The sequence below is a fragment of the Pedobacter jeongneungensis genome (assembly GCF_000633455.1).
Lineage (GTDB): Bacteria > Bacteroidota > Bacteroidia > Sphingobacteriales > Sphingobacteriaceae > Pedobacter > Pedobacter jeongneungensis_A.
The window spans coordinates 146,067-164,225 of the sequence record NZ_AYMG01000003.1; the positions used below are offsets into that span (position 1 = coordinate 146,067).

Below are 18,159 nucleotides of genomic sequence, written 5' to 3' on the forward strand. Positions count from 1 at the left end.
CAAAATAAGGAAAGTTTAGTCCTAAGTCTATAGTCTGCGGTCCTTAGTCCGAAATACAAATAACTACATCCCACTTAGTGGTCTTCGTGTCTTGGTGTCTTCGTGGTTAAATTAGTCCGGAGTCGCAAGACGGAGAACCGATGTGCAATTTTTCTATAAAACCCTTCTCTGTACTCCTCCGTGTAAAACTCTGCGACCTCTGTGGTTAACAACATAATCTCTTTGCGTTCTTTGCGAAAAACTTCGCACCCTTTGCGGTTAAAAACAAATTTCATTTAACGTTAAACAATTAAAAATATATCTTCGTTAAAGATTTGGGCATTAAGGCATTTTTAAGAACCTTAAAACTGCCCTTATTTAACATTACAAAACGTAAAAAAGAACAAAAATGATTATCGAACCTAGAATGAGGGGCTTTATCTGTTTAACCGCACACCCTGATGGTTGCGCTCAAAACGTAAAGAATCAAATTGAATATGTAAAATCTAAAGGAGCTATAGATGGTCCTAAAAAAGTACTGGTAATTGGTGCTTCAACCGGTTTCGGTTTAGCTTCGCGTATTGCTGCTGCTTATGGATCTGGTGCTTCTACAATTGGCGTATTTTTCGAAAAAGCTCCTTCTGAAGGCAAAACTGCATCACCAGGTTGGTATAATAGTGCAGCTTTTGAAAAAGAAGCTCATGCTGCTGGTTTATATGCAAAAAGCATTAACGGTGATGCCTTCTCAAAAGAAATCAAAGAAAAAACAATTGAACTGATCAAAGCTGATCTTGGTCAGGTTGATTTAGTGATCTATAGCCTGGCTTCTCCGGTAAGGAAACATCCTGATACCGAAGTATTGCACCGCTCTACATTGAAACCTATCGGAAGTACTTATACCAACAAAACTGTTGATTTCCACACCGGTAATGTATCTGAAATTTCTATCGAACCAGCAACCGAAGAGGATATTGCCAATACCGTTGCGGTAATGGGTGGCGAAGATTGGTCGATGTGGATTGATGCCTTAAAAGCAGAAAACCTGCTTGCTGATGGCGCAACCACTGTGGCTTATTCTTATATCGGCCCTGCTTTAACCGAACCAGTGTACCGCAAAGGAACCATTGGTAGGGCTAAAGATGATTTAGAAGCAACAGCTTTCACAATCAGTGATAAATTAAAAGATATTGATGGCAAAGCTTATGTATCGGTTAACAAAGCATTGGTTACCCAGGCAAGTTCTGCTATTCCGGTAATTCCATTATACATCTCATTATTGTATAAAGTGATGAAAGCAGAAGGTGTTCACGAAGGCACTATTGAGCAGATCCAACGTTTATATGCAGATCGTTTATACAGCGGCAATCCTGTTCCTGTTGATGAAAAGGGAAGAATCAGGATAGACGATTGGGAAATGCGTGAAGATATCCAGGCTAAAGTTGCAGCGCTCTGGAAAGAAGCCACTACCGAAACTTTACCTGCAATAGGTGATTTACCAGGTTACAGATCTGATTTCTTAAGCTTGTTCGGTTTCGAAATTGATAAAGTAGATTATCAAAAAGATGCCCAGGAAGTAGTAGAAATTGAAGGTTTGGTAAACTAATAACATCATTACCACGAGATGTCGTCATTTCGACTGTAGCGCAGCGGAATGGAGAAATCTATAAGTTAATTACAAACGGCTGGCCTTAAAGCTGGCCGTTTTTATTCCCCAATAAAATGAATTTCGATTTACAGCCCACATTAGAAAACGATTTAATTAAGGTAGTTCCTTTAAAAGGATCTGATTTCGAAGCACTTTTTGCAGTAGCTTCCGATCCGTTAATCTGGGAACAACACCCCAACAAAGACCGTTACAAGAGAGAAGTTTTCGAAAATTTCTTTAAGGGTGCAATGGAATCGAAAGGAGCTTTTATTGTATATGAAAAAGAAACCAACAAAATTGTAGGCAGTTCCAGATATTATGAGCTCGACGAGGTAGGCAGTTCGGTTGCGGTTGGCTATACCTTTGTTGCACGCGAATTTTGGGGCAAAGGACACAACCGGGCTTTAAAAACACTAATGCTTGATTATGCCTTTCAATTTGTAGATAAAGTAATCTTGCACATTGGCGCAACGAATTTCCGTTCCCAAAAAGCATCAGAAAAACTGGGTGCCATTAAAATTTCCGAAATCGAAGTAGCTTACTATGGTGAACCGGTAAAATGGAATTTCGTTTACCAGATCGATAAAGCGACTTGGGTAGCATAAAGTATTTATAACCACAGATCTTATCACTTTTAAAGACACATATTATTCGTTTTATCATCCTGAGCGTAGTCGAAGTACCTATATAAGTAATTAAAGAAATAATATCCACAGAACAAACTGGGCAATTAATGCACCTTAAAGTTTTAACCACAGATTTACACAGATAAACACAGATGTTTATTTTCATATCTGTGTTCACCCTTTTCATCTGTGGTAAAAATAATAGCGGAACAATTGCCACGGAGACACAGAAACCACGGAGTATTGTATCGCTTATATCTGATTCGTTACGTCATCCTGAGCGTAGTCGAAGGATCTATCCCTAATGTTCCTTTACAAAGAACAAACCGGGAAACGAATGCAGCTTAAAGTTTTAACCACAGATTTGCACAGATAAACACAGATGTTAATTTTCTTATCTGTGTTCATCCTTTTCATCTGTGGTAAAAATAATAGAGAAACAATTGTCACGGAGACACAGAAACCACAGAGTATTGTATCGCTTATATCCCATTCGTCAGGTCATCCTGAGCATAGTCGAAGGACCTATAACAAGTAATTAAAGAAATAATATCCACAGAACAAACTGGGCAATTAATGCACCTTAAAGTTTTAACCACAGATTTGCACAGATAAACACAGATGTTAATTTTCTTATCTATGTTCATCCATTTCATCTGTGGTAAAAATAATAGAGAAACAATTGCCACGGAGACACAGAAACACGGAGTATTGAATCGCTTATATCCAATTCGTCAGGTCATCCTGAGCGGAGTCGAAGGATCTATCTGCGCCTCCGTGGCAAACATTATCCATAATGACAAGAGCATAACCGAATAAAATCGTGTTTATGCTTTAGTATTGTTATCTTTGTATAATTCTCCATTCCACTCACCTTTCAAAAACAAAACAATTAGATAAAATATGGCTAAATCTCAGGCAACATACAGTAAAAAAGAGAACGAAAAAAAACGATTAAAAAAGAAAAACGACAAACAAGAGAAAAAAGAAGAGCGCCAGGCAAATGCTAAAAAAGGCTTATCTCTTGAAGACATGATGGCTTACGTTGATGAAAACGGAAACATCTCCTCTACTCCACCAGATCCGAAGAAAAAGAAAGTGATTAACACTGAAGATATTCAGATCGGTATCTCAAGACAAGAAGACATCATCGATGAAAATCCTGTTAAAAAAGGAACAGTTACATTCTTTAACGACAGCAAAGGTTACGGTTTCATTAAAAACACCGAAACTCAGGATAGTATTTTCGTTCACGCAAACGGTTTGATCACCCAGATTAAAGAAGGTGATAAAGTTACGTTCGAAGTAGAAATGGGTCAAAAAGGACCAACTGCTGTTAAAGTATCAAAGGTTTAAACAACCACAATTCAATTCTTTTTGCAATTCCTGATTGCAAAGCATGATTAAAATTCTGCAGAAAATTCTGCTGCGCTAGGTTTTATAACCATATATAATTCCGTCTATTTAAGCATAAAACCTTGCGCATAATTTTATTCATCATACTTATTTTCTGAAAATTCTATTAAGAAAATAAATAATCTCCATCAATTTCTATCATGTGCAGTAGCCCAAAAAATTTAAAATGGGTAACTTATATTTCCTTGGCCTATTTTTCTACTTTTCTTCAGGATGGCAATGCTTAATTTATCTTACTGAAAGTAAATCATATAGGATTATTATGTAACGAAATTGTAGCTTTTATCTGGCGGCTATCGTTTATGAAAATAAAAAATTTATAATCCCGGTGTGGAATTTGTATAAGGTTTACATCATTATAGTACACACAAAGAAAAATACATTATGAAAAAGTTAATAGCATTTGCACTGGTTGCATTTTTAGGATTATCAACAGCGATGGCCCAACAAGTAGATTTACGTAGAAAAATTAATGTAAGCGGAACCGCCGAAACTGAAGTTACCCCCGATATTATCTACATCGGCATTTCACTTAAAGAGTATTTAAACGGAAAGAAAAAAACAGACATTACCGAACTTGAAAAACAATTATTTGCCGCAGTACAAAAAGCAGGCATTGCAAAAGAAAATTTAACCATAAGCAATTTAAGCAGCTGGAATTATGAAACAGAGAAAAAGAAAAACCCCGATTTTTTAGCAAGCAAACAATACCGTTTAAAAGTTAGCGACCTGAATAAGTTCAACGCAATATTAGAATCTATCGATGCCAAAGGAATTGCAAATACCAACATCGAAAGCTACGATTATTCTAAAATTGAGAGCTTAAAAAAAGACCTTAAAATTAAAGCTTTATTAGCCGCAAAAGAGAAGGCAGCATACATGGTTGAGGCTTTAGGCGATAAATTGGGTAGTGTAATTGAAATCCAGGATGGTGGAGACAATGTAATACAACCGGTTTACAGAAATTTCGCAATGAAAGCTGAAATGGCCGATGCTGCCGGAGCTCCAGAAATTGATTTCAAAAAAATTAAACTGAATTTTACAGTAAATGCCATTTTCGAGATCAAATAAGAATTTTAACACTTAATTTAATCCTTTTTAAAACCTACCAGAACATTTTGGTAGGTTTTTTGTTAGGTAGAGGTCGAACACTAAAAAATTAGATATTATGAAAAAATTCATCTACACGTTAGCCTTGATTTTCTCTTTAGGCATTAGTTTTAATTCAGCTCAGGCAGCTGATAAACCTGCGAAAAACCCTACAGAATTAACTGCAGAACAAGCAGTGAAACTGGAAAAAATTAAAACCCGTGTTGAAGAAATCAGAGACATGGATAAATCGAACTTAACCAGAGCAGAGCGTAAAGCTTTACGCAGCGAGTTAAGAGAATTAAAAGGCCAGGCCCGTGCAGTTTCTGGAGGTGTTTACCTTTCAGTTGGTGCAATTATCATCATCATTTTATTATTGATCTTGATTTTATAATCAGAAAAAACTCATCTATCTATAAAAACAAAAAGCTTTGCAGTAATGCAAAGCTTTTTTTATGCCTCACCCTTTTCAATGGGTAGAGAATATGTAGTATCTGTGCTTTCCCTCTCCTGCAGGAGAGGGATGCAAAGGCAGAAAAGCCGCAGTTTCTTTAACAGGGTGAGGTTAGTCAATCATATCAAAGCCTGTATACTTCACTAAAGCCTCCGGAATTTTAATTCCATCCTCAGTTTGGTAATTCTCTAAAATTGAAGCCACAATCCTTGGTAAAGCCAATGCACTTCCGTTTAAAGAGTGTGCCAGTTGTGCCTTGCCTTCTTTTCCTTTAAAACGCAGTTTTAAACGGTTACTCTGGTAAGTTTCGAAATTTGATACAGAAGAAACTTCCAGCCAACGCTCTTGCGCAGCACTCCAAACCTCCATATCATAAGTCATGGCAGAGGTAAAGCCCATATCGCCACCACATAAACGCAATACGCGATAATGTAACCCAAGCTCCTTCAAAAGAGACTGAACGTATAAACTCATATCTTCCAAAGTTTCATAAGATTGATCAGGATGGGTAATCTGTACCACCTCAACCTTATCAAACTGATGTAAACGGTTTAAACCACGTACGTGCGCACCATATGAGCCTGCTTCTCTACGGAAACAAGGTGTATAAGCTGTGTTTTTAATCGGTAAATCTTCTTCCTTAACAATTACATCGCGGTATAAATTGGTTACCGGAACCTCGGCAGTTGGGATTAAATATAAATCATCAACCGTTGAGTGGTACATCTGTCCTTCTTTATCTGGCAACTGCCCCGTACCAAAACCCGATGCCGCATTAACCAAATGAGGTACCTGCATTTCTTTATAACCAGCTGCAGTAGCGTGATCTAAAAAGAAATTGATCAATGCACGTTGTAACCTTGCTCCTTTTCCTTTATACACAGGAAAGCCTGCACCTGTAATTTTTACGCCAAGTTCGAAATCAATGATATCGTATTTAGCGGCCAGTTCCCAATGCGGTAAAGCTTTGCTGGGTAATTGAGCAGGTTCACCATGCGTTAAAACAATTTCGTTATCTTCTGCTGTAGAACCCTGTTTTACCAAATGATATGGCAGATTCGGCAACTGAACAATCAAGTTATGCTGAGCAGTTTCCAGCTCATTTAATTTATCGCTCAGGTTTTTAATATTTTCTTTATGAGAAGCGGTTTGTGCTTTAATGGCATCTGCCTCTTCTTTTTTACCCGTACGCATTAAATCGCCAATTTGTTTGGCAGCTGCATTTGCTTCAGCAGAAATATTATCCAGCGAAGTTTGAGTGGAACGGCGGTCTTCATCAATTTTAATGATTTCATCTACCAGTTCTGGTTGTTTAAAATTACGGATACTTAAACGTTCTAAAACTTTCTCTCTATTTTCGCGGATATAGTTAACTTGCAGCATTATTTAATTTTTTAAGCAAAGATAATAATTAAGTCGTCATTGCGAACGCAGTGCGGCAATCTCTCCATAAAAAGATTGCTTCGTCGTTCCTCCTCGCAATGACGGACACAGAAAAATATGGATGGCAAACTATTTCTCGTACCAACGCCCATAGGCAATTTGGAGGATATGACCTTTAGGGCAATCCGGATATTAAAAGAATGCGATTTGATTCTCGCCGAAGATACCCGCACCAGTGCCCCAATGCTCAAGCATTTTGGCATTGATAAAAGGGTTTTTTCGCACCATCAGCACAACGAACATAAAGCAACTTCAGAGATCATTAAGTTTTTACATGAAGGACAGAAAATTGCCCTAATATCTGATGCTGGTACACCTGCCATCTCCGATCCGGGTTTCTTTTTGGTGCGCGAAGCGATTAAAAATGATATTGCGGTAGAATGTTTACCAGGCGCCACTGCTTTTGTACCAGCATTGGTAAATTCGGGCCTACCTGCCGATGCATTTTGTTTTGAAGGCTTTTTGCCCGTTAAAAAAGGCAGACAAACCAAGTTTAAAAAGTTAGCTGAAGAAGACCGCACCATTATACTTTACGAAAGTCCGCACCGTTTATTAAAAACCTTAGAAGAATTTGCACAATATTTGGGTGCAGACAGGCAGGCATCAGTAAGCAGAGAACTTACCAAGATGTTCGAAGAAACCGTAAGAGGCACTTTGGTAGAAATAAAATCACATTTTGAAAACAATACATTAAAAGGAGAATTTGTAATTTGCATAGCGGGGAAACCCAATGTTAAAAACAAAAACAAGTATGAGGATGCTGAAGAATAGTACCAGAATATAAAAACACATCAATTTAAAAAATATTATGACTAGTATAGATAGATTTTTAAGTGACGAACAAGACCCTAAAGCGGTTGAAAAAGTTATTGGAAAATTAAACGACCTGTTAACTACCGGTGAAGAGCTTTTATATTTAGCGGTACAGAAAAAACCCGCAGTAAATTTAATGCCGGATAGTATCGCGATTTCTAACAAACGCATTTTTTATTGCGAGCCGGGTAATTTAGGCCTAACCATGAATTTTAAAGATATTTCATGGAAAAACATTAAAGAAGTCTCGTTCAAAGAAGATTTTTTCACCTCTAAGTTCATCTGTGTACCACAGAGCGGTGAAAATATTGTAACAGAATACATCCCAAAAGCACAGGCTCGTAAATTGCACCAGGCCGCAAACCAGCAGTTAGAAGAATATAAAGAGATTCTCCGTCAGCAAAAATTGGAAGAAAATCGTGCAACTGCCTCTCCTATCAATTTAAATGCGCAGCCTTTAGCCGAAATTCCTGCTTATGAGCCAGCTCCCGAACCTGAGCCAGTACAACCTCTTATTCAGCTAGCTGAAGTGGTAGAAGAGCCAGAAGATGAAACCACTTTAAAATTACGGAAGCTTAAAACTTTGTACGATAAACACTTGATTACGCAAGAGGAGTATGAAGCGAAGAAAGCCGATATTTTAGATAGTTTGTAAGTAATACTGTCATGCTGAGGCAATGCTTGTCCCGATCTATTTCGGGAAAGCATCCCTAACATAATTGCACTGTACTTACAATAACAAAAACAAGGTCAGTTCTTTGTCGCTTAGAGATTCTTCCTGCGTCAGAATGACAAGTAATTTTATATGAAATCTAAACAAACCTACCTCCTCGCCCTCTTAAGTGCATTTTTACTTTGGCTGGCCTGGCCGCCGATGCCCTTTACCACCCCGTTATTATTAATTGGTTTAGTACCCCTTTTTATTGCTTTTGATGCCATTGCCAGCCATACAGCTAAAAAACAGGGCAAACGGATTTTCTTGACAGCAGGTTTGACCTTTTTGGTTTGGAACACCGCATCAACCTATTGGGTGTACAATGCAATAAGTGCATATAACACAGGTTTTATTGGAACTATAGTATCTTTTTTTGTTTCTCTAATCCCTTATGGTTTGGGTGCACTGTTAATGACTTTTGCTTTCTGGTTATATTACCGCCTGGGTAAATATGTCAACAAAAAGATTGCTTATCTGGGTTTAATTGCATTTTACATTGCTTTAGAATACTTACAACAAACCTGGGATTTAGCTTTCCCCTGGATGACTTTGGGTAATGGTTTAGCCGGAATGCACCAATTGGCACAATGGTATGATTATACCGGAATTTACGGTGGTTCATTATGGATTTTGACCAGTAATATTTTAGCTTTCGAGGCCTATAAAAGACTGAAATCACAAACGGGTTACTTAAGGTTCAGAACTTTGGGCGTTTGGATTTTGGTGGTGATTATCCCAATAGGCATTTCATTAATCAAATACTTTAATGCTGAGCAAAAAGGAACCCCAAGCAATGTAGTGGTGGTTCAGCCTAATATCGATCCTTATCAAAAACTGGAAAATATTCCTCCTGCAGAGCAGATCCGTATTCTAACCCATTTATCAGATTCTATCGGACAACCCAATACCGAGTATTTTATCTGGCCGGAAACGGCAATTCCTAATTATGCAGATGAAGATAGAATTAGAAGCAATAATGATTTCATTAACCTACAAAGCTTTTTATCAAAATATAAAAACGGAACGTTAATTACCGGTATTGAAAGCATTAAGACTTATCAGGATAAAAAAACCATCACTGCAAAATTTGATAATCAAAGCGGTATTTATTTTGATAATTTCAATACTGCCATGCAGGTCGAAAATTCTGCAAATGTTCAATTCTACCATAAATCGAAATTGGTACCTGGGGTAGAAAAAATGCCTTTCCCAAAAGTGTTTTCATTTTTAGATGGTGTTTTTGCACAATTAGGTGGAACTGTAGGTGGATGGGGCTGGCAAGATAAACCAAGTGTGCTTTATGCACAAAGTGGTATTGGTGTTGCGCCGGTAGTTTGTTATGAAAGTTTATGGGGAGATTGGATCGGCGAACAGGTTAAAGATGGCGCACAGTTTATTGCCATTATCACGAATGATGGCTGGTGGGGAAATACTTCGGGAAAAGACCAGCACATGATGTACGCCAAGCTTAGGGCCATAGAAAGCCATCGCGATGTAGCACGATCAGCCAATACCGGAATTTCTTGCTTCATTAATCAACGCGGAGATGTAACACAAAGCACCAAATGGTGGATAAGAACTGCCTTGAAAGCAAACATCAACCTAAACGACGAGATTACTTTTTATGTAAAAAACGGAGACATTATTGCCAGAATATTCAGTGTTTTAGCGGTAATTTTAGCTTTAATTATTCCTTATAGAAAATGGGTAAAAAAGTAAAATCCTTCACCTTATTACTGCTTATTTTCAGCAGCGTATATGTCAATGCTCAGGTTTACCTTAGCAACCTGAATAAGCAGGCAAACGAAATGATTACCGCGGTAAAAAAAAGAGATTATAAAACCTTGTTAACCTTTACGCACCCTAAAGTTGTAAACGCGATGGGCGGAAATGAAAAGGCCGCGGCAACACTAAAAGCCTCTATGAAAGCCCTGGAAGATCAAAATGTAATCTTCACGAAAGTAGAAATTGGTTCAGTAACCCAAAATCTGGTGAATGGTAAAACCATTCAATGCATCATTCCACAGCTTGTAGAGATACAAATGGGGGCCAAGAAAGCTAAAGCAAAAAATTATTTATTCGGAATTTCATACAATGGGGGTAAAAACTGGTATTTCTTAGATACTGCACCACTTAAAGGTGATATCAGAAAGCTAATTCCTGAAGCCAGTAAAGATATTATTATTCCAAAATCAGAAACCAGCTATAATTGATTAAGATGAAACAATTTAAAAATATTAGATGGTCTTTTTTGGTATTGATGTTAACCCTGAATTTTGGTTGCGATCAGATTTCAAAAAAAATTGTCCGTAACGAAATCAGCGATTATGAACATATCAGCATCATAAAAGACCGTTTCACACTGCTAAAAGTAGAAAATACCGGCGCTTTTTTAAGTTTGGGCGATCAAATGCCCTATATTTTCAGACTGATCATTTTAACAGGCTTACCACTCTTATTTTTAGGTTATGGACTGTACTTCTTATTTTTTAAAAAGAACCTCCCCAGCACCATGCAAATTGCCTTATGTTTCTTAATCGGCGGTGGCATTGGTAATCTGTATGATCGGATTGTACATGGATCGGTTACTGATTTTATGCACATGGATTTTTACATCTTTCAAACCGGTGTTTTTAATTTTGCAGATATTTCAATCATGATCGGAATTGGTATATTGCTTATCCAATCCATTAAAAGCAAAACGGTTACACAAGAAACAGATTAGGAATAGTTAATTCGCAATAGACTAATTAAAAATACAAAATACATGTATTAAACATACATATTTGTATTTTTTGTATTATATTTATCCATGTAATCCTCAATTACAGTCTATTACGATCTAAACTAAAAACCTAAACTATGAAAACCCTATTTAAAAAAGCTGCTTTGATCGCATTGCTATCAGCAGTTATCATCTCGTGTACGAAAAAAAATGATATTCCGGCCGAACCGGAAATCCAGACTACTCAAAATCAAAAAGTTCTTGCTTACATCAAAAATCTGGGATTTACAGATGCGCAGATTGTAGAAAGTGGCGATAACTATGTAGTTGACGGCGATATTGTATTTAGTAAAAAAATGGAAGTTCCGGCTGATTATGGAAAAGCGATAACAGAGCAATATTATAATGGTTATATTGTAACCAACAGCACCAACATCCGCGTCAAAGTCGATCCTTCGATAACCAGCATGACCAGCGAAATCAATTCTGCGATCAACCAATGGAATACGGTGCCAAATTCCAAACTAAAATTTGTAATCACAACTGGTACAGTATATGATATCCTGATCAAAGTGGATAATACAATCGGCGGTTCTACCTGTGGACAAGCTTATCTGTCAACATCAAACGGTAAAGCCGGCAATACCGTTTGGATCAATCAGGCCCTGATCCAAAACAATTCTTTAGCACAGCGCACCAGAACCATCACACATGAGTTTGGTCATACCATTTCATTTAAGCACACCAACCAATCTACAACAACCAATGTTCCTGGCGTTGGAGGAACTGATGCACAATCACTAATGAACGGTGGACAATGTGGAAGTGGCGCTACTGTTTTATCAGCAAAAGATAAACAGGCTACCGCAGTATTGTACCCTTTGTAATTAAAAAATCAGATAAATAACCTAAAAAGATCGTAATGTAACTGAAGCTGTTTCTTTGAGACAGCTTCTTTTTTTGTGCTTTAAATAAGAATCAAAAAATAATTTAACATCAGGATTTCTTAACAAAGAATTGCACCATTTAAACAAACATATATTTATCTTTAGGTGTTAAACAATCTAAAAACAACCAAAAATAAAATCCAATCATGAAAAGAAATGCAACGGCCGTATGGCAAGGTTCTATTAAAGAAGGTCAAGGTAACATTACTACACAAAGCACTACTTTAAACAATACTCAATACTCTTTTAATTCACGTTTTGCTGAAGGTGTAGGAACAAACCCTGAAGAGTTAATTGCTGCTGCACATGCAGGCTGTTTCACCATGAAATTATCGGCCAATTTAGCTGAAGCTGGTTTTACGGCTACCAAATTAGAAACCAAATGCGAAATCAACCTTGATCCATCAAAAGGAGAAATTGTTGAATCGCACTTAACTTTAACAGCTTCTGTACCTGATTTAACACAAGAAAAATTTGATGAACTGGTAGCAGATGCAGAAAAAAACTGTCCGATTTCTAAATTATTGAATACAACCATTACAGTTGATGCTACTTTAGCATAAAGCATTTTTGTCATGCTGAGGCACGAAGCATCTGTATAATAGCTGTAGATGCTCCGTGCCTCTGTTTGATAGTTTTTTAGTTAGCAGTTCACATTTTGAACAATTAACCGTTTAACCAATAAGTAAACAGTTTTCAATTGGCAATTGGCAATTCACAATTTAACAATCTCAACAATTAAACAATCAAAACAACTTTCAAACCTTCCAACATTACAACCTCAAAACCTAAGCCATATACTTCCCTACAATTGGCATTCTTCTGCCCATACCAAATGCTTTAGGCGACACCCTTAAAATAGGCGGTGTTTGATAACGTTTAAACTCGGCAATGTTAACCATTTTCAGAATCCGTTTCACTAAGGCTTCATCGTAGCCCTGGGCAATAATTGCTTTCGAGCCTTGTTTCTTTTCGATGTGCTGGTATAATATTTTATCGAGAATTTCATATTCCGGTAAAGAATCAGAATCTTTCTGATCAGGCCTCAATTCTGCCGAAGGTGGTTTAACAATAGTATTCACCGGAATAATTTCCCTTTCCTTATTGATGTACCTGGCCAGCTCAAAAACCTGCATTTTGTATACATCTCCAATTACCCCAATTGCACCGCACATATCGCCATACAAAGTGCCATAACCTACTGCACATTCACTTTTGTTTGAGGTATTGAGTAAAATATAACCAAACTTATTGCTCATGGCCATATTAATGATCCCCCGGATTCGGGCCTGAATATTTTCTTCAGCAAGGTTGAAAGGTAAACCTTTAAAAGCTGGCGCTAAAATATGGTCAAAAGCTTCGGCAACTTCTTTAATCGGCACAATTTCGTGCATACAACCGATATTATTCACCAGATCCAAAGCATCCTGAACCGAGTGATCGGACGAAAATTTTGAAGGCATTAAAACTGCCATTACGTTTTCTGCCCCTAAAGCGCGACAAGCCAAAGCGCAAACTACCGCAGAATCAATTCCACCAGATAAACCTAAAACTGCTTTGCTGAAACCGGATTTTCGGAAATAATCTTTGATCCCTAAAATCAATGCATCGTGAATCTGCTCGATATCTGTCAGCCTTTCCGATTTCGGATATTTATTACGCACACTTTCAACCTCTTCTAAATCAAAGACCTGAAGATCTTCTTCAAAATATTTCATTTCGGCTTTCATTTCGCCATCGGCATCAAAAACCAGCGAACCGCCGTCGAAAATAATTTCTGTTTGTGCACCCACCTGGTTTACATAAAATACCGGAAGCTTATATTTCTTTGCATTATCGGCCAGTACCTGTATGCGCTCATCATCGTGGGTATAAGAGAACGGAGAAGCAGCAATATTGATCATTACATCAGGCTGCTCTTTAATCAGCTCATCCATTGGATTTGACACATACAGCGGGTTATCATTGATATTCCAAAGGTCTTCACAAATGGTTAATGCAATCTTTTTCCCTTGAAATTCGATACAGCTAAACTGAGTAGCCGGTTCAAAATAACGGTACTCATCAAACACATCGTAGGTAGGTAAAAGTGCTTTTTTAACTACGGCCTTAACTTTTCCGGCTTCGATAAAATAAGCCGCATTAAATAAATCTTTCCCCTGCAATACCTCATTCTTCACCGGTAAACCAACAATACAGGCTATATCGGTACAATGCTTTGCAATCTCTTCAACAGCATTTTCGCAGAGTACGATAAACTCTTCAAACTCTAAAAAATCTCTTGGCGGATAACCGCAAATGGCCAGCTCTGCAAATACAACAAGATCAGCCCCTTTTGCTTTCGCCAATTGGATGTTCTCGGTTATTTTTTGGGTATTGGCCTCAAAGTTTCCGATATGGTAATTGAGTTGTGCCAGCGCTATTTTCATTTTTGTAGTAGATTTTAAGAGTATCGGGTATTAGGTACTGAGTATTAAGACAAATGTCACTATTAAAAGAATACGCCGAAATTAAGTGCTAAATAATGGTTTTTAACATTTCTGCCTTTATCACTTACAATATTGGTAAAGCCATTGTTAAAGGTTAAACCGGCCACTATGCTGGTATTTCCGGAAATATCAAATTCACCACCACCACCAATAATTAATCCTGCACGATAAAGTTTAATATTATCAGATACATTTAAATTGTCACCTACAACTGATCCATCAGTTACAGCATCCTGCTTAGCACTAATGTTAAATGAATTAGACAATCCAAACTGACCATACCAACGTTTTCCATCAGCCTTTATGGTTTTTAATTTAACAGTTAATGGCAGATCTACATATTGCAGTTTATATTTTAAATCGTAAGCTTTTGGAATAGAGCCACCTGTATAATATGGCTCGGCATTTACTTCTGTACTTTTGCCATTTATAGAAGTAATGGTCAATGCGGTAGCAAAACTATAATTTGGAGCAAAGTTAAAATCACCGATTAATCCATAAGAAAATCCCAAAGCTATTCCATCGGTTTTGCCCTGCTCGGGTTTAATCCAGCCAAAAGTTGGCGTAGCAGTTAAACCTAATCTGAAGCCGTAATTGGTTAAAGAAGAATTTTGCGCCCATGCGCCGAAACTTAAAAGAGATAAAATTAAAATGGCCGATATTCTTTTCATGCTATAGCTGTTTATATATTTGTTCTACATGACATATAACGTAAAACACTGGCAAATTTATCTAATTTTTCTTTTTGCCATGGCATTTATTTCCTGCAGGCAAAATAACCGGCCTGATGTAAGTGAAATACAGGTGGATATCAAGATCGAAAGATTTGATAACGAGCTATTTGCAGGTAAAAAGAAAAACATTACAGAAGTCAATCAACAGCTTAGCTCCAAATATGGCGTATTTTATGATGATTTTATCCACCGGATATTAGATAGTAAATATTCAAATACCGAGTCGCTGGCCAATTTGTACCGCGACCAGGCTTATACCGATTTAACCAAAGAAGTGGATAGCGTTTTTCCAAATCTGAAAGCTCAGGAAGCAGGCTTAAATGAAACTTTTAAATACATTAAATACTATTATCCAAAGGCTAAAATTCCGAAGTTTATTGCTTTTGCTTCCGGTTTTGCTTACCAGATGCCAGTTGGCGACAATTACCTGGGCATTGGTTTAGATATGTTCCTTGGCAAAGACAGTAAATTTTACAAAGCCATTGTACAAAGTGTTCCATTATACCTCTCTCGGAGATTTGCCCCCGAATATATTGTACCACGAGTAGCAGAAACCTATGCCCATGAAGAACTTTTTACCGAACCCGACGAAAACAGGACACTTTTATCTAAAATGATCTTTCAGGGAAAAATATTGTACTTTCTTGATCAGGTTTTACCCGAAAATGTAGGTGATTCTACCAAAATAGGCTACACGCAGCAGCAATTGGATTGGGCACAAAATTTTGAGGGCGACATTTGGGCATATTTTTTGGAGAACAACTTTTTGTATGAAACCGATTATCAAAAGATTCAGGTATTTTTATCTGAAGGACCTTTTACACCGGGTTTAGGGGAAAACAGAGATTCGGCACCAAAATTGGGTATATGGATGGGTTGGCAAATTGTAAGAAAATATATGGCAGCGCATCCTGACGTTACTTTGCAAAAATTAATGGCAGATAATGATGCGCAGAAAATATTAAATCAATCGAAGTATAAACCGAAACAAAAAAAATAATTTGCAGTTTCGAGTGATCAGTTTACAGTTGCAAACCAAAAACAATTTAACAATACAACAGTTAAGCAATAAAATCGATCGGTTAAACTTTAAAAAGTAATCATCCTAAATTAAATCTATGAGAGTTGGCATTGTATTATCAGGCGGAGGCATCAGGGGAATCGCACATTTAGGTGTTTTAAAAGCCTTTAGCAATTTGGGCATTACCTTTAGCCACATTAGCGGAACTAGTGCCGGCGCCATAGCCGGAGCTTTTTTTGCGGCTGGCATAGATCCCGAAGAAGGTTTGAATATTTTCCTTAAAACCAAACTCTGGCGTTTCGTTCGCCCGGCAGTAGGTTCTTTGGGACTGATCAATATTGAGAATACCGCTTTAATTTTAAAAGAATATTTCCCTGACGATACCATTGAAAAACTAAAAATACCTTTAACCATTGCTGCCGTAAATTTTAGCGAAGGCCGTCTGGTATATTTCACCAAAGGACCGCTAATCAGAGCGGTACATGCTTCCAGCTGTATCCCAGGGATCTTTAAACCCATTATGATCGATGGTCAGATGTATGTAGATGGTGGTATTTTAAATAATTTCCCTGTCGAACCTTTAATGGAAGATTGTGATTTTATTATTGGCTCATCTTGTAATCACCTTAAACCTGTAGATAAAATTACGGGTATTACCAATTTAATGGGCCGGGCAGGCATAATGTCAATCAATCATGATATGGAAAGGAAGGCGAAATTCTGTAATGTACTTATCGAACCGAAAGGTTTAGGCGCAATTAGCACCTTTGATATGAAACGAGCCGAGGATATTTATTGGCTGGCACATGAAGAGGCATTGATTACAATTAAGAATAGCCCTACAATTTCTGAACTGATCACAAAACCCTAATCCAGTTTTATTAAAATTAATTTGATAAAAAGTAATATTAATAATACATTGTCATATTAAAAAATGATAAAATTATCAGGTGTAATAAATACACTTATGCAATAAAAATATTACATTTCTTTTGGTGATGACATAATTATGTTTTACTTTAGGATTATACTCTGCTGATGCAGAGGAAAATATCCTAAATGTCTATCTATGTTTATCAACCTGATTATTCTCTTCCAGAGAAGAAGAATTCCTGTTTTTACGATCTTCTAACTTGATTTTCTCAGTCAAACAGATCATTAATTTTTACCTAAAAACCTAAAACATGAAATTCTTAAAATTAAATAAAACCCTCTTTACCGCGCTTGCATTATTCGCCTGTAAAAAGGAAAAACCAACAGAAAATGCAGATCTGCAAAAACCTGAAACATCTGCTGTTAATCCCCTTGGCAACATCCAGATCTGTACAGAAAGATCTTTAGATGGCATTACACCCAGAGGTGCTGTTTTGAAAACAAAAAAATGGACACCTGGAACCACACTTAAAGTTAGTTTAAATGGTAGTACCGCAGCCATCAGGGCTAAAGTAATCCAATTTGCAAAAGCATGGGAAACCTATGCGAATATCAAATTTAACTTCGTAACCAATGATAATACCGCAACCATTAGGGTAAGTTTCGTTAGTGGAGATGGATCCTGGTCTTACATTGGAAAAGATGCCAATTCAATTTCGTCTGCCAATGCGACCATGAACTTTGGTTGGTTAACTTCAACTACTGCTGATTCGGAATATAGCCGTGTGGTGATTCACGAATTTGGCCACGCTTTGGGCATGATCCATGAGCATCAGCATCCATTGGTTGCCATTCCATGGGATAAACCAGCTGTATATGCGTATTACGCTGCCGCGCCAAATTACTGGAGTCAGGCTGATGTAGATAATAACTTATTTGCAAAATACAGTACTACTCAAACAAACTATAGCGCTTACGATAAAAATTCGATTATGCACTATTCGGTGCCAAACGAATTAACCATAGGCGATTATGAAGTGGGGTGGAACACTGTTTTATCACCTACTGATAAAACGTTTATTGCTTCAGTATATCCATTTTAAAAAATGAAACAGGCTACACCTTATGAATAAATCACCGGGTGTAGCTTGTTTTTAACCACCCAAAACATCATCAGCTCAAAACCTTTA

18 protein-coding genes are annotated in these 18,159 nt (G+C 37.3%); 15 read left to right on the forward strand and 3 right to left on the reverse strand.

Going from position 1 to position 18,159, the window contains the following annotated elements; translation table 11 throughout:
- Positions 1 to 388 precede the first annotated feature (388 nt).
- The 5 genes from fabV (at position 389) to U859_RS0103630 (ending at position 5,149) form a co-directional block, all read left to right on the forward strand.
- Positions 389 to 1,582, forward strand: coding sequence for an enoyl-ACP reductase FabV (gene fabV / locus U859_RS0103610; RefSeq protein ID WP_025142067.1), 1,194 nt, complete (start codon positions 389 to 391; stop codon positions 1,580 to 1,582).
- Between the two features lie 116 nt (positions 1,583 to 1,698).
- Complete coding sequence (locus U859_RS0103615; protein ID WP_025142068.1) at positions 1,699 to 2,229, forward strand: GNAT family N-acetyltransferase; 531 nt, start codon at positions 1,699 to 1,701, stop codon at positions 2,227 to 2,229.
- Positions 2,230 to 3,153: 924 nt separating this feature from the next.
- Entirely contained in the window at positions 3,154 to 3,606 is a 453-nt protein-coding gene (locus U859_RS0103620) for a cold-shock protein (RefSeq protein ID WP_025142069.1), read from the forward strand.
- Between the two features lie 444 nt (positions 3,607 to 4,050).
- Positions 4,051 to 4,737: an SIMPL domain-containing protein gene (locus tag U859_RS0103625; protein ID WP_025142070.1), complete on the forward strand. Its 687-nt coding sequence runs from the start codon at positions 4,051 to 4,053 to the stop codon at positions 4,735 to 4,737.
- Positions 4,738 to 4,834: 97 nt separating this feature from the next.
- Positions 4,835 to 5,149: a seryl-tRNA synthetase gene (locus U859_RS0103630; protein WP_025142071.1), complete on the forward strand. Its 315-nt coding sequence runs from the start codon at positions 4,835 to 4,837 to the stop codon at positions 5,147 to 5,149.
- A 171-nt stretch (positions 5,150 to 5,320) separates the two neighbouring features.
- Here the strand turns inward: U859_RS0103630 and serS are convergent, their stop codons facing one another.
- Positions 5,321 to 6,592: a serine--tRNA ligase gene (gene serS, locus U859_RS0103635; RefSeq protein WP_025142072.1), complete on the reverse strand. Its 1,272-nt coding sequence runs from the start codon at positions 6,590 to 6,592 to the stop codon at positions 5,321 to 5,323.
- A gap of 117 nt (positions 6,593 to 6,709) precedes the next feature.
- Between serS and rsmI the strand changes: the two genes are divergently transcribed.
- The 7 genes from rsmI (at position 6,710) to U859_RS0103670 (ending at position 12,415) form a co-directional block, all read left to right on the forward strand.
- The gene (gene rsmI / locus U859_RS0103640; RefSeq protein WP_025142073.1) at positions 6,710 to 7,423 is read left to right on the forward strand and encodes a 16S rRNA (cytidine(1402)-2'-O)-methyltransferase; all 714 of its coding nucleotides are present in this window, start codon (positions 6,710 to 6,712) and stop codon (positions 7,421 to 7,423) included.
- Positions 7,424 to 7,460: 37 nt separating this feature from the next.
- Entirely contained in the window at positions 7,461 to 8,120 is a 660-nt protein-coding gene (locus tag U859_RS0103645; RefSeq protein WP_025142074.1) for a PH domain-containing protein, read from the forward strand.
- 150 nt (positions 8,121 to 8,270) lie between these two features.
- Positions 8,271 to 9,899 (forward strand): apolipoprotein N-acyltransferase, encoded by a 1,629-nt coding sequence (lnt, locus tag U859_RS0103650; protein WP_025142075.1) that lies wholly within the window; start codon positions 8,271 to 8,273, stop codon positions 9,897 to 9,899.
- On the forward strand, positions 9,884 to 10,393 hold the full coding sequence (locus U859_RS0103655; protein ID WP_025142076.1) for a hypothetical protein: 510 nt from the start codon (positions 9,884 to 9,886) through the stop codon (positions 10,391 to 10,393). The genes lnt and U859_RS0103655 overlap by 16 nt, the downstream gene beginning before the upstream one ends.
- A gap of 5 nt (positions 10,394 to 10,398) precedes the next feature.
- Positions 10,399 to 10,905 (forward strand): signal peptidase II, encoded by a 507-nt coding sequence (gene lspA, locus U859_RS0103660; protein WP_025142077.1) that lies wholly within the window; start codon positions 10,399 to 10,401, stop codon positions 10,903 to 10,905.
- Positions 10,906 to 11,042: 137 nt separating this feature from the next.
- A complete protein-coding gene (locus U859_RS0103665) occupies positions 11,043 to 11,792 on the forward strand; it encodes a M57 family metalloprotease (protein WP_025142078.1) in 750 nt (249 codons plus the stop codon).
- Positions 11,793 to 11,998: 206 nt separating this feature from the next.
- On the forward strand, positions 11,999 to 12,415 hold the full coding sequence (locus tag U859_RS0103670; RefSeq protein WP_025142079.1) for an OsmC family protein: 417 nt from the start codon (positions 11,999 to 12,001) through the stop codon (positions 12,413 to 12,415).
- Between the two features lie 225 nt (positions 12,416 to 12,640).
- Here U859_RS0103670 and U859_RS0103675 read toward each other — a convergent pair whose 3' ends face one another.
- Positions 12,641 to 14,281 carry an NAD+ synthase gene (locus U859_RS0103675; RefSeq protein ID WP_025142080.1) on the reverse strand — a complete coding sequence of 547 codons (1,641 nt, stop codon included), beginning with the start codon at positions 14,279 to 14,281 and terminating at the stop codon, positions 12,641 to 12,643.
- Positions 14,282 to 14,343: 62 nt separating this feature from the next.
- Complete coding sequence (locus U859_RS0103680) at positions 14,344 to 15,012, reverse strand: porin family protein (protein WP_025142081.1); 669 nt, start codon at positions 15,010 to 15,012, stop codon at positions 14,344 to 14,346.
- Between the two features lie 28 nt (positions 15,013 to 15,040).
- Between U859_RS0103680 and gldB the strand changes: the two genes are divergently transcribed.
- The 3 genes from gldB (at position 15,041) to U859_RS0103695 (ending at position 18,072) form a co-directional block, all read left to right on the forward strand.
- Positions 15,041 to 16,075 (forward strand): gliding motility lipoprotein GldB, encoded by a 1,035-nt coding sequence (gene gldB, locus U859_RS0103685; RefSeq protein WP_025142082.1) that lies wholly within the window; start codon positions 15,041 to 15,043, stop codon positions 16,073 to 16,075.
- A 118-nt stretch (positions 16,076 to 16,193) separates the two neighbouring features.
- A complete protein-coding gene (locus U859_RS0103690) occupies positions 16,194 to 16,967 on the forward strand; it encodes a patatin-like phospholipase family protein (RefSeq protein WP_025142083.1) in 774 nt (257 codons plus the stop codon).
- A gap of 313 nt (positions 16,968 to 17,280) precedes the next feature.
- Entirely contained in the window at positions 17,281 to 18,072 is a 792-nt protein-coding gene (locus tag U859_RS0103695) for a M12 family metallopeptidase (protein WP_025142084.1), read from the forward strand.
- The last annotated feature ends 87 nt before the right edge of the window (positions 18,073 to 18,159 follow it).